Here is a 16,401-nt window from a genome sequence, read left to right as displayed (position 1 = left end):
ACGTATGAAATAATAGGAGAGTGAGAGTATGTCTACTTTAAGGGAAGAGGCATTACATATCCATCGAATTCATAAAGGGAAGCTAGAGTCTAATTCAAAAGTTCCAGTAAGAAATGCAAAAGATCTTAGTCTTGCTTATTCACCTGGTGTAGCAGAACCTTGTAAAGCTATATACGACGATAAGAGTAAAGTGTATGAATACACAATGAAAGGGAATATGGTGGCAGTTGTTTCCGATGGAACGGCAGTATTAGGTTTAGGTAATATTGGACCTGAAGCTGCATTACCAGTTATGGAAGGAAAGGCTGTGCTCTTTAAAAGCTTTGCAGGTGTAGATGCTTTCCCTATCTGTCTTGACACAACGGACGTTGAAAAAATTATCGAAACAGTGAAACTATTAGAACCAACTTTTGGTGGTGTAAATTTAGAAGATATTGCAGCACCTAATTGCTTTGTTATAGAAGAAAGACTTAAGAAAGAAACGAATATTCCTATCTTTCACGATGACCAACACGGAACAGCTATTGTGACGGTAGCGGGTCTTGTTAATGCATTAAAATTAGTTGGCAAGAGCATGTCAGAAATTAAGGTCGTGGCAAATGGTGCTGGTGCCGCTGGAATTGCTATTATAAAACTACTTTACTCTTACGGAGTACGTGACATCGTTATGTGTGATTCTAAAGGTGCGATTTATGAAGGGCGTCCTTTTGGAATGAACAGTGTGAAAGAGGAAGTAGCTAAATACACAAACCGAAATAAAGTAGATGGTACTCTAGCAGATGCTATGAAAAATGCAGACGTATTTATTGGTGTTTCTGTAGAGGGTGCTTTAACAAAAGAAATGGTAAGTGAGATGAACCAGGATCCAATCATCTTTGCCATGGCAAATCCAAATCCAGAAATTATGCCAGATGATGCAAAAGAAGCAGGGGCAAGAGTTATTGGTACAGGAAGATCTGATTTTCCTAACCAGGTTAATAATGTACTCGCATTTCCAGGAATCTTTAGAGGAGCTCTTGATGTAAGAGCGACTCATATTAATGAACAAATGAAAATTGCGGCTGTAGAAGCTATAGCAGATTTAATTACAGAAGCTGAACTAAAAGATGATTATGTCATCCCTGCTCCATTCGACCCTCGAGTAGCGCCTGCAGTAGCTGCTGCAGTTGCGAGAGCTGCGATGGAAACAGGTGTTGCTAGAATTGAAGTTGATCCAGAAGAAGTTGCCGAGAAGACAAGACAGCTTGCGATTATCGGAAAAGGTGAGTGAGTATAAACTGTGTCCATTCCACAGTCAAAAGTTTATATTGAAACAATTAAACAAATTCATACTATTATTCAAACAGACGCTCTTGAACCGGGAGCTAAACTTCCATCGGAAAGGGAACTTTCTGAACGCCTAGGTGTCGGAAGGTCCTCGGTTAGGGAAGCTTTACGAGCTCTAGAACTACTAGGCTTAATAGAGACAAGAAGAGGCGAGGGTACATTTGTAAAAGACTTCGGAGGTCATCATTTAGTTGAACTCATCGGTAGCTTTATTCTTCGAAATGAGAAGGCCAAAGATGATTTGCTTGAAACAAAACAAATCATTGAAGAACAAGGAATTCGAATGGCCTGTGAAGAATGTTCTATAGAGAAGCTTCATCAGCTGAAATTATTGCTACAAAAACAGCCTAAAATGGCTATAGAGGAGTTTGCAAGACAACTGCTTATTCTGACCAATAATCGACTATTATTAAAGATTTGGCTGCTGCTCTCTGAATATGCAAATAGCTCGACGAATCATGCGAGTGAAATGGATAATGCCATCTTTGAAAGTATTGTAGAGTCAATCGAGGCGGGTAAGATCAAGAATGCTTTGCAGGAATATAGAAATATAACCATTTTCCGTAACGACTGCTAATAAAGCAGAAATAATTCAACCATTCATAGATAAATATTCAACTCTCACTAACGTTAAGGGGGGAAAAACATGTTAAAAGATTTGTTCACGAAAAAGAAGAAATATGCAACGATTCCTTCAGAACAAAGCAAACAAGAGGTACCTGAAGGAATTATGACGAAATGTCCAAGTTGTAAAAAGATTATGTACACGAAAGAATTGAACAAGAATTTAAGAGTTTGTATGCACTGTGATTACCATTATCCTATGACAGCTTTTGAGAGAGTTGAGAGTTTATTAGACGAAGGTACGTTTAGAGAATATGACAAGGATATGATTTCAGAGAATCCATTAGGTTTTCCTGATTACTTAAGTAAACTAGAAAAAGACAGACAAAAAACAGGATTAAACGAGGCGGTATTGACGGGTGAGGGAACGATGAACGGCCATCAGCTAGCTATCGCTGTCATGGACTCTTCCTTCCGTATGGCCAGCATGGGTTCAGCTGTAGGAGAAAAGATAGCCAGAGCGATTGAACGCGCGATGGATAAAAGAATTCCGTTTGTTATTTTCACAGCATCAGGTGGAGCTCGTATGCAAGAAGGGGTATTAAGCCTAATGCAGATGGCTAAAATAAGCGCGGTTTTAAAAAGATTTAGCGATCAAGGATTGCTTTATATATCAGTGATGACTCATCCAACTACAGGTGGAGTCACAGCAAGCTTTGCTTCGGTCGGCGATTATAACTTTGCGGAGCCCCGTGCTCTAATCGGATTCGCTGGAAGAAGAATCATAGAACAAACCATTCGTGAGGATCTTCCTGAGGATTTCCAGACGGCAGAGTTTCTATTAAAACATGGTCAATTAGATGCTGTTATTCACAGACTAGATATGAAGGAAACGTTAAGTAATATTCTAGATATTCATGAACCGGGAGGGAAGCTAGAGTGTTAGGAGAATTAGAGTTTGAGCGACCGGTGACCGAGCTAAAAAAGAAAATTGCTGAATTAAGAGAGTTTACGAAAAATGCTGACGTTGATCTTTCTAGTGAAATTGAAAAGCTAGAAGCTAGGTTAGAAAAGCTAGAAAGCGAAGTTTATGGTAACTTAAAACCTTGGGATCGAGTTCAAATTGCAAGACATCCAGCGCGTCCTACGACACTTGATTATATAAATCATTTGTTTACAGGGTTCTTTGAATGCCATGGTGACAGGTTCTATGGTGACGATGAAGCGATCGTTTCTGGAGTTGCTAAGTATCATGGATTGCCTGTAACGGTAATTGGGCACCAACGTGGCCGTGATACAAAGGAAAATCTTCGACGAAACTTTGGTATGCCACATCCAGATGGGTATCGCAAAGCTTTACGTTTAATGAAGCAAGCTGAGAAGTTTAATCGTCCTATTATCTGCTTCTTAGATACAAAGGGTGCTTTCCCTGGAAAAACCGCAGAAGAAAGAGGACAAGGAGAAGCCATTGCCAAAAATCTATTTGAGATGGCAGGCTTAACCGTTCCAGTTATCTGTATTGTTATAGGTGAAGGTGCTAGTGGTGGAGCGTTAGCTATTGGTGTAGGAAACCATGTATTTATGCTTGAAAATTCATGGTATTCGGTAATTTCTCCAGAAGGTGCTGCTGCACTATTATGGAAAGATGCCGGCTTAGCCAAAAAGGCTGCTGAAACAATGAAAATCACAGCTCCAGATCTAAAGGAACTTGGAGTTGTCGATGACATCATTCCGGAAGTTAAGGGTGGTGCACATCGACAAGTCGGAGAACAAGCGCGTCTTGTAGATGACTACTTAAAGAAATCCTTACAGGAATTAACGACACTTAGCAAAGAACAACTTGTCAAACATCGATATGACAAGTATAGAGTCCTTGGGGAATATTCGTTTATTAACGAAACCGTTGTGACTCCATAATGAAAAATATGCATTTCCATACTTAATGGAAATGCATATTTTATTTCATTAAATAAGTCATACTAATCCCCTGAAAACGTCTGCTTAATTATCCTAAAATGATAAAAACTTTGTTAAGGGTAACCTATTGAGGAAAGTTTTTCCTATATTGGTTGAACAAATCTCCAAGCTATTGTTTTGTTGTATTCTTCATGCTATTTTAATTACGGTGGAATGAAAGCAATACCTTCTATCACATACTACACTTATGATTTCTTCATTATTGATACATATTAATACTATTTCCATATGCAGTTATAAAAGGTTATGAGGTGACAGAATGAAAAAAATTGGAGTACTTACAAGTGGTGGAGATTCACCAGGAATGAACGCGGCTGTCCGTGCTGTCGTTAGAAAGGCTATTTTCCATGATGTTGAGGTGTATGGGATTTACCAAGGGTATTCTGGATTAATGGCAGGACAAATCAAGAAATTAGAATTGGGCTCTGTAGGAGACATTATTCATCGTGGTGGTACAGTCCTGTATTCAGCCAGGTCAGAAGAGTTCAAAACAGAAGAAGGCCAGAAAAAAGGAATTGAACAACTTAATAAATTTGGAATAGAAGGTATTGTTGTTATTGGTGGAGATGGTTCATATCGCGGAGCAGAAAAGCTAACGCAGCATGGTTTTCCTTGCATAGGGGTACCAGGTACCATTGATAATGATATCCCAGGCACTGATTTTACGATTGGCTTTGATACGGCTTTGAATACAGTTATTGATTCTATTGATAAAATTCGGGATACAGCTACTTCTCATGAACGTACCTATATTATTGAGGTAATGGGTCGCCATGCTGGAGATATTGCTTTATGGGCGGGTCTTGCAGGTGGAGCAGAGACGATTTTAATACCAGAAGCTGACTACAAAATGGACGAGGTCATTGCTCGTTTAGAAAGAGGACATGAACGTGGTAAGCGTCATAGTATCATTGTCGTAGCGGAAGGTGTAGGAAGTGCAGTAGACATTGGTAAGCAGATTGAGTCTTCATTAAATATTGAAACTCGTGTAAGTATTTTGGGACATATTCAACGTGGGGGTTCTCCGACTGCTGCCGATCGCGTATTAGCAAGTAGACTAGGAGCAAAAGCGGTTGAACTTTTAATGGAGGGTAAAGCAGGACGTGCAGTTGGTATTAAGAATAATCAGCTTGTGGATTTCTCAATTTCTGAGGCTCTTGCACAGAAGCATGAAGTGGACTTATCTATGTATCAACTATCAACAGAGCTTTCTATTTAATAGTAACAAGATACTCTAAAAGGACGTGTAAAAATGAGGAAAACAAAGATTGTTTGTACGATTGGACCAGCGAGTGAAACGGTGGAAAAGCTTGTTCAGTTAATTGAGGCTGGTATGAATGTAGCAAGATTAAACTTCTCTCATGGTGATTTCGAGGAACACGGTGCACGTATTCAAAACATACGTGAAGCGGCAAAGCAAACAGGTAAGACGGTAGGGATTTTATTAGATACAAAGGGACCTGAGATTAGAACCCATACATTCGAAAATGGCTCTGCCGAACTCGTAGCTGGAGAAAAGGTTACACTTTCTATGGAAGAAGTAGTGGGAACAGCTTCTCGCTTTTCTATTTCCTATCCAGGTTTAATTCATGACGTTAAAGAAGGATCGCGCATTCTTCTTGATGACGGTCTAATTGAACTAAAAGTTATTGGAATAGGTAACAAAGAAATACATACTGAAATACAAAACAGTGGAACAATTAAAAATAAAAAAGGTGTAAACGTACCAAACGTAAAGGTAAACCTTCCTGGTATGACAGATAAGGATGCTAACGATATCCGTTTTGGAATAGAGCAGGGCGTAGATTTTATTGCAGCTTCATTCGTACGTCGTGCTTCAGATGTATTAGAGATTCGTGAATTACTAGAAGAGAATCAAGCGTCTCATATTCACATCGTACCAAAGATTGAAAACCAAGAGGGTGTCGATAATATTGAGGAAATCCTAGAGGTTTCAGACGGACTAATGGTAGCTCGTGGAGATTTAGGTGTTGAGATTCCTGCAGAAGAAGTACCTTTAGTACAAAAAGAGTTAATTAAAAGATGTAATGCACTAGGAAAGCCTGTCATCACGGCTACTCAAATGTTAGATTCTATGCAAAGAAACCCTCGTCCGACACGTGCAGAAGCAAGTGATGTAGCGAATGCTATCTTTGATGGAACAGATGCAATCATGTTATCAGGAGAAACAGCTGCGGGTAGCTATCCAGTAGAAGCTGTTAAAACGATGCATAATATTGCGTCTCGTGCAGAGCAAGCCTTACATTATAAAGACATTTTACAAAACAGAAGTCGTATTAGTGGGACAACTATTACAGACGCGATTGGGCAGTCGGTTGCTCATACAGCTTTAAACTTAAATGTATCGGCTATTGTCACTCCGACGGAAAGCGGTCATACTGCACGTATGATTTCTAAGTACCGTCCGAAAGCTCCGATTATTGCGGTGACCTCAGAGGAAGGTGTATCAAGAAAGCTTGCTTTAGTTTGGGGAGTAACTGCTCAAATTGGTGAAAAAGCAACGACTACTGATGACATGCTTGAAATCTCTGTTCAAGAGTCTATTAACTCAGGCCTTGTTAAATATGGTGAGACAATTGTCATCACAGCAGGTGTCCCAGTAGGTGAATCTGGTACAACGAATATTATGAAGGTACATGTTGTAGGTGATATCATTACAAAAGGACAAGGGATCGGCCGTAAAACGGCATTCGGTAAAGTGGTCATTGCCCATAGCGGAGAAGAAGCTAACCAAAAAATGAAGCAAGGGGCAGTGCTCGTTACAAACAGTACCGACCGTGACATGATGGAAGCTCTTGAAAAAGCATCTGCTCTAATCACAGAAGAAGGTGGCCTAACTAGTCACGCTGCGGTCGTAGGACTAAGCCTCGGAATTCCTGTTATTGTTGGGGTAGAAGGAGCAACCACTCTTCTAAAAGATGGGCAAGATGTAACTGTTGACGCTTCTAGAGGCGCAATTTATAGTGGCCATGCAAGTGTTTTGTAATGAAAACCGAAAATGTATGATATAGTGAAGAGAGGGGAGTTGTCCCTCTCTTTTTTACTATTGGCTGTTTTTTGTAAAAATTGTTGCTTTCGTAAAAATCCCAAAAGCCGGATTTTTACATGTTAAGACAAAATCTCTGCTATAAATTTAGGAAGTTGCTCTTTTCTAAGCTTTAAAAAATCAGTTTAATCATATTATATTTGGCGAAATTGCTGAAATATAAGATTGAAAAGCAACAAAGTTTTAGAAAAGAGCCTTACTATTTTACTAAGCAAGGTGGGAGGACAAATATGTTTAGACTTTTACTTGCTCTAATTATTATCGTTCCTGCGTTGGAAATTGGCCTTTTGATTCTTTCTGGTAAAACTTTTGGTGTGGCGGTCACTATTCTATTAATCATTAGTACAGGCGTTCTTGGAGCCTGGTTAGCGAAAAAACAAGGCCTCCGTGCGATACAGGCTGTGCAACTGCAAATCTCAAGAGGTCAAGTCCCAGGTGATGCTATTATTGACGGGCTTTGCATCCTAGTAGGGGGAGTCGTGCTACTAACCCCTGGCTTCATCACAGATGCAATCGGATTTATCCTGCTTTTCCCGCAAACAAGAGCATGGGTGAAACCATTTATTGTGAACATGATCCGTGCAATGATTGACCGAAATACAATTACAATTATTAGGTGATAGGTTGGGTAGTGAGTCCTCTGTTGGGAGGGCTTTTTTGTTTGGGGTGTAAAAGAGCTAGTCGCAAGAAACCAGGCCCAAGCGGCAAGAAAAATAACAAAGTCGCAAGAAAAAGTGATGAAGTCGCAAGTAAAAGGTCGAATCGCAAGAAACCAGGCCCAACCGGCAAGAAAAATAACAAAGTCGCAAGAAAAAGTGATGAAGTCGCAAGTAAAAGGTCGAGTCGCAAGAAACCAGGCCCAAGCGGCAAGAAAAATAAAAAAGTCGCAAGAAAATTTATTGAAGTCGCAAACAAATGAGCCAGCCCGTAAGAAAGTACGTCAAAACGACACATTTTGTAAAATACGAAAAAAAATCTAACTAGAGGCAGGGTTTCAGCTTAAAAAAATGAATTACTATTTATCAAAAAAAAAGGAGTGAATTCATGATAATTAAAGAAAGAAAGACACCTATTGAAATACTTAGATTAGAAGCCTTGTTAAGAAGAATACCTAAGAATCACCCTAAGATACATCATATTGAGGAGTCTCTTAAGAAGAGAAAGGCGGGTTACCAAGGAGAAGTCTCACTGAATTATTTCTTAGATTACCTCCCAGATGATGAATATTTAATCATAAACAATCTGAGACTATATGATGGAAAGAGGTACTTCCAAATTGACTGTGTAATACTATCACAAGCTTTTATTCTCATTCTTGAAGTGAAAAATTTATTAGGTACGTTAGTGTTTGATACTGAGTTTAATCAAATGATAAGAATTATTAATGATAAAGAAGAAGCATTCCCGGATCCTATACTGCAAGTGGAAAGACAAAAGGAAAATCTAAAAAACTGGATTTCTCTTCAAGGTATACCCGCGCTCCCCATTGAAACCCTCGTACTGATAAGTAATCCTCACACTATCATAAAAACGCCCACTCAGTCTGGTCAATTATCTAGAAAGGTAATTCATAGTGCAAATCTACCTAAAAAAGTAGAATATCTTAATAAGAAATATAACCAAGAAAAGATTTCAATGAAGGAGCTCAAAAAATTATCCAGATTATTCTTAAGAAAACATGAATTACAATATTCTAATTTACTAGAACATTATTTAATTCTTGAAAACGAATTATTGACTGGAGTACATTGTATGAACTGTTTTAGCCTTAAAATGAAACGGAATTATGGAAGCTGGATTTGTACAATTTGTGGGTATAAAAGTAAGGATGCTCATGTTGCGTCATTAAGAGACTATGCTCTATTAATAAGACCAATAGTTACGAATCAAAAAGCAAGAAGGTTTTTAGAGTTGGAATCAATCACTATAGCCTCAAGAATACTTTCCTCTATGAAAATTCAGCATTTAGGTAATTTTAAAGGCAGAATATACGAATTACACAGTTTACTGGAATAAACAAAAAAAAGAGCCTCCCCAGACTCTTCTTTCTCCCCTCTATTTTACACTATCTTTTTTCCAATAATATAATTCCAAATATCTCGAAACACGTTTGCGGTATGTAATGTCTTCCCGATGACTAGCGTAACTGGACCGATAATGAGTCCAAGAAATCCAAATAACTTAAAACCTACAAACAGTGCTACTAATGTGGCTAGAGGATCTAATCCAATACTTGATGACAGTATTTTGGGCTCCATGATTTGTCTTTGGACAATGACAATGATATAAAGCACGAGTAGACCAATGGTAAAGGCGACATCACCCGTAAAAAAGGAGTATATGACCCATGGTACAAAAATAAGTCCCGTCCCTAAATAGGGTAATATATCAACAATTCCTATTAGTAATGCAACGGTAATGGCATACTCTACTCTTAAAAATAGTAATCCAATTAATACAATGACTGTTGTAATGGAAATGAGTGTTGCCTGTGCTTTAATAAAACCGAATAATGCTTTACGCAAATCAATAAATACTGATTTTCCACTTTCACGAGCTTTTTTTGGCATAAGTTTGGAAAACCGTTCGTTTAGTTTTTCCCAATCTTTGCTAATAAAAAATGTAGCTAATAGAGCAAAGATGATAACAGTTGCTGCATTTGGGATCCAGGCAACGGCTTTTGGAATACTTGTTAAGATACTTTCAAGTACTTCTCTTCCCGATTGAATGACATTGGCAGCAAAGGACTCAATATTAGAACTAATGGTTTCCTTTTGGCTCGGATCAAGATTTTCAAATGTGTTAGCTAATTGGTTATAAAGCGGGATAATTTGTGCGGAAAAATACTGCTCAATATACGTTACGAGTTTCTCAAAGTGCTCTGGGACATTCACTGCTAGATAATTTGAACCGTTAATAATTTCTGCAATCAATAGGGTTAGCAATCCAGCAATCACTGCAAACACTAGAACTAACACGATAAACACACCCAAGTATCTAGGCATTTTTATCTTCTTTTCTAAAATATTTACAAGTGGATTAATCATATAAGCGATCACTAAGGCAATAATAAATGGGTATGTAATCGTTGATAAAAAGTAGCAAGCTAGAAAGCCTCCGACTAGTATAGCCACTACAAGTAAGAAACGTAATATTTGGTAAACAAGCCTATAGTTCAAGCACGAACCTCCTTACATTTCGGATATAGTAATATTTTACAATGAGCATAGTGTGAAATAAAGTAATATCCTTCTTTCCTAGAAAAATAACTTCTTGTTGTATAAGCTCTTTTCGTTCTCGACAGTTCAGTAGTCAGTGCTCTAGATGCCATTTTATCATTTAGAATAAATTAAACTTCAGATAAAGTAGTCTAAAAGCAACAAAGTTTTAGAAAATAGCCTTTACAAAAGGCTAATTTTGTAAAGAATGTTGCTTCCGTAAAAATCCCAAAAGCCGGATTTTTACTCGGTAGTACATGTCTAGTGCTTTAGATAGAGATAGTTGCTATTTTCTAAACGATAAATATGCCATTTTATCGTTTAGAATAAGCTAATCTTCAGATAAAGTAGTCTAAAAAGAAACAAAGTTTTAGAAAATAGCCTTTACAAAAAAAGAATATGGTAACATGAAATGGTTTCGTTTGAAGGGAAGTGAGTACATGTTAACACAGCCATATTTGTTTCTTGGAATACTTTTAGTCATTGGATTTTTGGCTAAAAATCAGTCATTAATGATTGCGGTGGCCTTCTTATTACTCATTAAAATTGTTGGAATTGGAGATAAACTGTTTCCTCAAATACAAGGAAAGGGAATAAACTGGGGTGTAACCATTATTACGATTGCTGTTCTAGTTCCCATTGCGACAGGGGAGATTGGGTTTAAGCAGTTGTTTGATTCTCTTAAGTCACCTTATGCATGGATTGCACTTATATCTGGTGTCATTGTCGCCCTCATCGCAAGAAATGGGATTACATTATTAAGTACAGAGCCTCATATTACGGCAGCATTAGTTCTCGGAACCATACTAGCAGTAGCTGTATTTAAAGGAGTTGCAGTAGGCCCGCTTATAGGTGCAGGTATAACGTACTTTGCCATAAAAATGGTGGATTTGTTGTAAAACAAACATATAAAGCTTAAGTGATAGAGAAAAACATCTTAAAATAGTTTAGTGTAATAATATTTTATTTCATGAATTTCCTTATATTGATTCACAAAAATTACTAAATTGTTTATAATTAAAGGGTGTTTATAGTTTCTATCATTATTAGAATCATCCTTCCTCGTATCTTAATAAACTGTTCGTTAGCAGTTTGTAAGATATTTTTACATCGATAAAATGTAAGCATTTACTTTAGAAAAGAGACTGGGATGGAAAAAAATAACTAGCCAAAAGGAGAGGTTATTATGACAGCAACACGTGGTCTTGAAGGCGTTGTGGCAGCAACTTCGTCTATTAGTTCTATCATTGATGATGTTCTTACTTACTCGGGGTACAATATTGACGAACTTGCAGAGAATGCCAGCTTTGAAGAAGTTGTGTATTTATTATGGCATGGTAAGTTACCTAATCAATCAGAATTAGACGAACTTACGAAACAACTAGCTGAAAATGCAGCACTACCACAAGGGGTGCTAGATTCATTTACTACATATCCTATTGATAAGGTACATCCAATGGGAGCACTTCGTACGGCTGTGTCACTTCTAGGTCTTTATGATGAAGAAGCAGACGTTATGGATGAGCAAGCAAATTACCGCAAAGCAATTCGCTTACAAGCGAAACTCCCAACAATTGTTGCAGCTTTCTCACGTATCCGTAAGGGATTAGAGCCAGTAGCACCACGCACTGACCTTGGTTTTGCTGCAAACTTTGTTTACATGCTAAATGGAGAAGAGCCAGACGCTATTGCTATTGAAGCATTAAATAAAGCATTGGTTCTCCACGCTGACCATGAATTAAATGCTTCAACATTCACAGCTCGTGTATGTGTAGCAACGTTAGCCGATGTGTATTCTGGTGTTGTTTCTGCTATTGGCGCGCTAAAAGGCCCACTTCACGGTGGTGCTAATGAGCAAGTTATGAAAATGCTTTCTGAGATTGGTGAAGTTTCTAATGTAGAAGCTTACATTACTGAAAAAATGAATAATAAAGAAAAAATTATGGGCTTTGGACACCGTGTGTATCAAAGTGGAGATCCGCGTGCAAAGCATCTTAAGAAAATGTCTAAAGAATTAACAGCATTGACTGGTGAGCCTAAGTGGTATGATATGTCAGTTAAAATTGAAGAGATGGTTACAGGTCAAAAAGGTATTCCTGCTAATGTTGACTTCTACTCTGCATCCATGTACCATAGCCTTGGAATCGACCATGATTTATTTACACCAATCTTTGCAGTAAGTCGTGTTTCAGGCTGGTTAGCTCATATCCTTGAGCAATACCAAAATAACCGTATTATCCGCCCACGTGCTGATTATACAGGTCCTGGAAAACAAGCATATATTCCAATTGAACAACGTGCATAAGATCTAATCGTTTATCATGAATGTAGCTAGAGCAATATACTCTAGCTACAACAATTACAACTAATGGGGGTATTAAGCAATGACTCAAGGTCAAAAAATTACAGTATCAAACGGCACACTAAACGTACCAAACAATCCAATTATTCCTTTCATTGAAGGAGATGGAATTGGTCCTGATATCTGGGCTGCAGCTTCTAAAGTATTAGATGCAGCTGTTGAAAAAGCTTACAATGGTGAGAAGAAGATCGAATGGAAAGAAGTACTTGCTGGTGAAAAAGCATTTAACCAAACTGGTTCTTGGTTACCAGACGAAACGTTAGATGTAATCCGTGAATACATAATCGCAATCAAAGGACCTCTTACAACTCCAATTGGTGGAGGTTTCCGTTCATTAAACGTTGCTCTTCGTCAAGAGCTAGACCTATTTACTTGCTTACGCCCAGTACGTTACTTCCAAGGTGTTCCATCACCGGTTAAACGTCCTGAAGCAACAGATATGGTTGTTTTCCGTGAAAACACAGAAGATATCTATGCAGGTATTGAGTACAAGATGGGTTCTGAAGAAGTTCAAAAGCTAATTAACTTCCTTCAAACTGAACTTGGTGTGAATAAGATCCGTTTCCCTGAAACTTCTGGTCTTGGAATTAAGCCAGTATCTGAAGAAGGGACTAAGCGTTTAGTGCGTGCGGCAATCAACTATGCAATTAACGAAGGCCGTAAGTCAGTAACACTTGTTCATAAAGGCAACATCATGAAATTTACTGAAGGTGCATTCAAGAACTGGGGCTATGAATTAGCAGAGCAAGAGTTTGGAGATAAAGTATTTACTTGGGCTCAATACGACCGCATCGTAGAAGAGCAAGGTAAAGATGCTGCAAACAAAGCACAAGCTGATGCTGAAGCTGCTGGTAAAATCATCGTTAAGGATTCAATCGCTGATATCTTCTTACAACAAATCTTAACTCGTCCAGACGAGTTTGATGTTGTAGCTACAATGAACTTAAACGGAGACTATATTTCAGATGCACTAGCTGCACAAGTTGGTGGAATTGGAATTGCTCCAGGTGCAAACATTAACTACGAAACTGGTCACGCAATCTTTGAAGCTACTCATGGTACAGCTCCAAAGTATGCTGGATTAGATAAAGTAAATCCATCTTCAGTTCTATTATCAGGTGTATTAATGCTAGAACACCTTGGTTGGCATGAAGCTGCTAAATTAATTATGGACTCTGTAGAAAAGACAATTGCTTCTAAAGTTGTAACTTATGACTTTGCTCGTCTAATGGACGGGGCTACTGAAGTAAAATGTTCAGAGTTTGGTAATGCTCTAATTGAAAATATGGCTTAATGAAAAGTTGCTACCTCTGTCTTAGAGGTAGCATTCTTCATACGAAAGAACACAAGGGAGGATTTTAAGATGGCGATCAAGCGTAGAAAGATTTCTGTAATTGGCGCAGGTTTCACTGGAGCAACAACAGCATTAATGGCAGCTCAAAAAGAGCTTGGTGATGTGGTTTTAGTTGACATTCCTAACCTTGAAAATCCGACTAAAGGGAAAGCATTAGATATGCTTGAAGCAAGCCCAGTACAAGGATTTGATGCAAATATTATTGGTACTTCCGATTATGCTGATACAGCAAACTCTGATATCGTAGTGATAACTGCAGGGATTGCTCGTAAGCCAGGTATGAGTCGTGACGATCTTGTTAATACAAATGCTAAAATCATGAAGAGTGTTACTCAAGAAATTGTAAAACACTCATCTGAGAGCATTATCATTGTATTAACTAACCCAGTTGATGCCATGACATACACTGTATTCAAAGAGTCGGGCTTCCCTAAGAACCGAGTGATTGGTCAATCAGGTGTTTTAGATACGGCTCGTTTCCGTACTTTCGTAGCGCAAGAATTAAACCTTTCTGTTAAGGATGTAACAGGTTTCGTATTAGGTGGTCACGGTGATGATATGGTACCACTTGTACGTTACTCGTATGCTGGAGGCATTCCTCTTGAAACATTAATACCAAAAGATCGACTAGAAAAGATAGTTGAACGTACTCGAAAAGGTGGCGGAGAAATTGTCAACCTATTAGGAAATGGTAGTGCCTATTACGCACCTGCTGCTTCTTTAGTAGAGATGATTGAAGCCATACTAAAAGATCAAAAGCGTGTTCTACCAACCATTGCTTATTTAGAAGGTGAGTACGGATTTAGTGACTTATACTTGGGTGTCCCAACTATTATTGGTGGTGACGGATTAGAAAAAGTCATTGAGCTAGATTTACTAGAAGAAGAAAAGCAAGCTCTTGCAAAATCTGCCGCTTCTGTAAAGAGTGTAATGGCAGTATTACCTTAAAAAAGGGGATTGTACCCCCTTTTTTCTTCATTTATCATGTAAACGGTTTCATAATTATAGTATTAGCGATAAAGGTAGGAGGGGATGTTATGTTATTAGGAAAGAAAAGAAAGCCAGGTCGGAAAATAGGGGAAATGAGTGTTGGTGAGAAATTAACACTTACTGAGAAGATAGAGGATAAAGATTTATTACTATACTTGGGGTTAACAAATGATTCTAATCCTCTTTTTATACAACATGATTATGCATCACAAACACCATTTAAGAAACCTATTGTACCGAGTATTATGCTCACTGGTATTATCACTGCGGCAGTATCTAAGTATTTACCAGGGCCGGGTAGTACCATTAATGAACAACAGATAAAATTTATTAAACCAGTCTACCACTACGCAACTATAAAATTCTTATTTGAGATTACTGCCATAGATGTCAAGCATAATGAAGTTGAAATGTATATAGAGGCTGTTGATGAAGAGCAAGATGTCGTCCTAAATGGAAAGCTAAAAATCGCTCCACCATATCTAGTAGAAACGTTTACAGGATCTGCTCTAGAGAATTTTTAAATAGACCAACATCTTATAAATGGCTCTCTTAAAACAAAATGATCGTATATACAGACTCTACCTGGAAAAGACTTAGCCTAGTGCTAGGTCTTTTCTGATTTCTATGAGAATAGCCAACTTGAATTTGAAACATAACCACCGTAAATATTGTACTTTCTAAAGAGAATAGTAACGATAAACAAAGAGAAGAATAAGTGAAAATATGATAACTTTTAGGTGAGCTCCATATGGACAATTATACAAGTGACAACACCGCAAGAAGATACCGAGCACATGTTAGTATTCTAGGGACCACACAAATTCATTTGAGGAATCCTTATATCATTGGCTGGTGGAGTGCTGCGTTTCCAGGCTTTGGTCATCTCCTGCTTTCAAAATACATACGAGGCTTTGTTCTGTTTATTTGGGAAGTGGTAGTTAATATCAATGCAAATATTAACACAGCCATGGTCTATTCGTTTCAAGGGAAAATTGATTTAGCTAAAGAAGTTTTGGATACAAGATGGTTATTGATTTATATCCCTGTCTATCTGTTTGCAATTTGGGATAGTTACAGGACGACTGTTGATTTGAATAAGGTTTGTATTCTAGCTGAACGAGAGAATCATAAATTTAATTCATTTAGTATAGGTGCGATGGAGATTAATTATCTAGACAGGCGTGAGCCAGCAATGGCTGTAATGTGGTCTATGTTCACACCAGGTCTTGGGCAACTATATATTCATAGAATTATCTCTGCGTTTTTTGTTGTTGTATGGTTGGTTGTCTTTTTTTACTATTCACATGGTCTTGAAGCTATTTCTTTATTATTTTTAGGTAAGATAAAAGAATCAACTGAAGTCTTGGAAATGAAATGGTTATTATTTTTCCCCTCGGTATACGGGTTTTCAGCCTATGATGCCTATATAAATAGTGTTGAAAATAATAAACTGTATGATAAAGAACAACGGAAATACTTAACAGAAAATTACCAATCTTCCCGATTTCAAATTAGAAGGGGACAAAAAGTGAAGTGATTC

16 protein-coding genes are annotated in these 16,401 nt (G+C 37.9%); 15 read left to right on the top strand and 1 reads right to left on the bottom strand.

The annotated features are described in order from the left end of the window. Positions 1-28: 28 nt before the first annotated feature. The 9 genes from ystJ to LT143_RS05950 all read left to right on the top strand — a co-directional run bounded on the left by ystJ (position 29) and on the right by LT143_RS05950 (position 8,950). Positions 29-1,270 (top strand): NADP-dependent malic enzyme, encoded by a 1,242-nt coding sequence (ystJ, locus tag LT143_RS05990; protein ID WP_246941161.1) that lies wholly within the window; start codon positions 29-31, stop codon positions 1,268-1,270. 9 nt (positions 1,271-1,279) lie between these two features. Continuing rightward, a complete protein-coding gene (locus LT143_RS05985) occupies positions 1,280-1,903 on the top strand; it encodes a FadR/GntR family transcriptional regulator (protein WP_246941158.1) in 624 nt (207 codons plus the stop codon). 69 nt (positions 1,904-1,972) lie between these two features. Next, positions 1,973-2,836: an acetyl-CoA carboxylase, carboxyltransferase subunit beta gene (accD, locus tag LT143_RS05980; RefSeq protein WP_246941155.1), complete on the top strand. Its 864-nt coding sequence runs from the start codon at positions 1,973-1,975 to the stop codon at positions 2,834-2,836. Further along, positions 2,830-3,807: an acetyl-CoA carboxylase carboxyl transferase subunit alpha gene (gene accA, locus LT143_RS05975; protein WP_246941152.1), complete on the top strand. Its 978-nt coding sequence runs from the start codon at positions 2,830-2,832 to the stop codon at positions 3,805-3,807. Before accD ends, accA begins: the two co-directional genes overlap by 7 nt. A 319-nt stretch (positions 3,808-4,126) precedes the next feature. Continuing rightward, on the top strand, positions 4,127-5,086 hold the full coding sequence (gene pfkA / locus LT143_RS05970; RefSeq protein WP_246941149.1) for a 6-phosphofructokinase: 960 nt from the start codon (positions 4,127-4,129) through the stop codon (positions 5,084-5,086). A 33-nt stretch (positions 5,087-5,119) separates the two neighbouring features. Continuing rightward, complete coding sequence (gene pyk, locus LT143_RS05965) at positions 5,120-6,874, top strand: pyruvate kinase (RefSeq protein ID WP_246941146.1); 1,755 nt, start codon at positions 5,120-5,122, stop codon at positions 6,872-6,874. 290 nt (positions 6,875-7,164) lie between these two features. Continuing rightward, positions 7,165-7,554 carry an FxsA family protein gene (locus tag LT143_RS05960; RefSeq protein WP_246941143.1) on the top strand — a complete coding sequence of 130 codons (390 nt, stop codon included), beginning with the start codon at positions 7,165-7,167 and terminating at the stop codon, positions 7,552-7,554. Between the two features lie 41 nt (positions 7,555-7,595). After that, positions 7,596-7,853 carry a hypothetical protein gene (locus LT143_RS05955; RefSeq protein ID WP_246941140.1) on the top strand — a complete coding sequence of 86 codons (258 nt, stop codon included), beginning with the start codon at positions 7,596-7,598 and terminating at the stop codon, positions 7,851-7,853. A 125-nt stretch (positions 7,854-7,978) separates the two neighbouring features. Continuing rightward, entirely contained in the window at positions 7,979-8,950 is a 972-nt protein-coding gene (locus LT143_RS05950) for a nuclease-related domain-containing protein (protein ID WP_246941137.1), read from the top strand. A gap of 44 nt (positions 8,951-8,994) precedes the next feature. Here LT143_RS05950 and ytvI read toward each other — a convergent pair whose 3' ends face one another. Further along, positions 8,995-10,113, bottom strand: coding sequence for a sporulation integral membrane protein YtvI (ytvI, locus tag LT143_RS05945; protein ID WP_246941134.1), 1,119 nt, complete (start codon positions 10,111-10,113; stop codon positions 8,995-8,997). Between the two features lie 479 nt (positions 10,114-10,592). On the opposite strand from ytvI, the gene LT143_RS05940 reads away from it, so the two are divergent. The 6 genes from LT143_RS05940 (at position 10,593) to LT143_RS05915 (ending at position 16,398) form a co-directional block, all read left to right on the top strand. Continuing rightward, complete coding sequence (locus LT143_RS05940; protein ID WP_246941131.1) at positions 10,593-11,051, top strand: DUF441 domain-containing protein; 459 nt, start codon at positions 10,593-10,595, stop codon at positions 11,049-11,051. A gap of 287 nt (positions 11,052-11,338) precedes the next feature. Beyond that, the gene (gene citZ / locus LT143_RS05935) at positions 11,339-12,457 is read left to right on the top strand and encodes a citrate synthase (RefSeq protein ID WP_246941128.1); all 1,119 of its coding nucleotides are present in this window, start codon (positions 11,339-11,341) and stop codon (positions 12,455-12,457) included. Between the two features lie 79 nt (positions 12,458-12,536). Next, the gene (gene icd, locus LT143_RS05930) at positions 12,537-13,808 is read left to right on the top strand and encodes an NADP-dependent isocitrate dehydrogenase (RefSeq protein ID WP_246941125.1); all 1,272 of its coding nucleotides are present in this window, start codon (positions 12,537-12,539) and stop codon (positions 13,806-13,808) included. Between the two features lie 69 nt (positions 13,809-13,877). Beyond that, positions 13,878-14,816 carry a malate dehydrogenase gene (gene mdh, locus LT143_RS05925; protein WP_246941122.1) on the top strand — a complete coding sequence of 313 codons (939 nt, stop codon included), beginning with the start codon at positions 13,878-13,880 and terminating at the stop codon, positions 14,814-14,816. 89 nt (positions 14,817-14,905) lie between these two features. Then, a complete protein-coding gene (locus LT143_RS05920; protein WP_246941119.1) occupies positions 14,906-15,382 on the top strand; it encodes a MaoC/PaaZ C-terminal domain-containing protein in 477 nt (158 codons plus the stop codon). A 227-nt stretch (positions 15,383-15,609) separates the two neighbouring features. After that, entirely contained in the window at positions 15,610-16,398 is a 789-nt protein-coding gene (locus tag LT143_RS05915) for a hypothetical protein (RefSeq protein WP_246941116.1), read from the top strand. Positions 16,399-16,401: the final 3 nt, after the last annotated feature.

The sequence above is a fragment of the Bacillus pinisoli genome (genome assembly GCF_023036475.1).
GTDB classification, from domain to species: Bacteria; Bacillota; Bacilli; order Bacillales; family SA4; genus Bacillus_BS; species Bacillus_BS pinisoli.
This window is presented reverse-complemented; position numbering and strand designations above follow the sequence as displayed.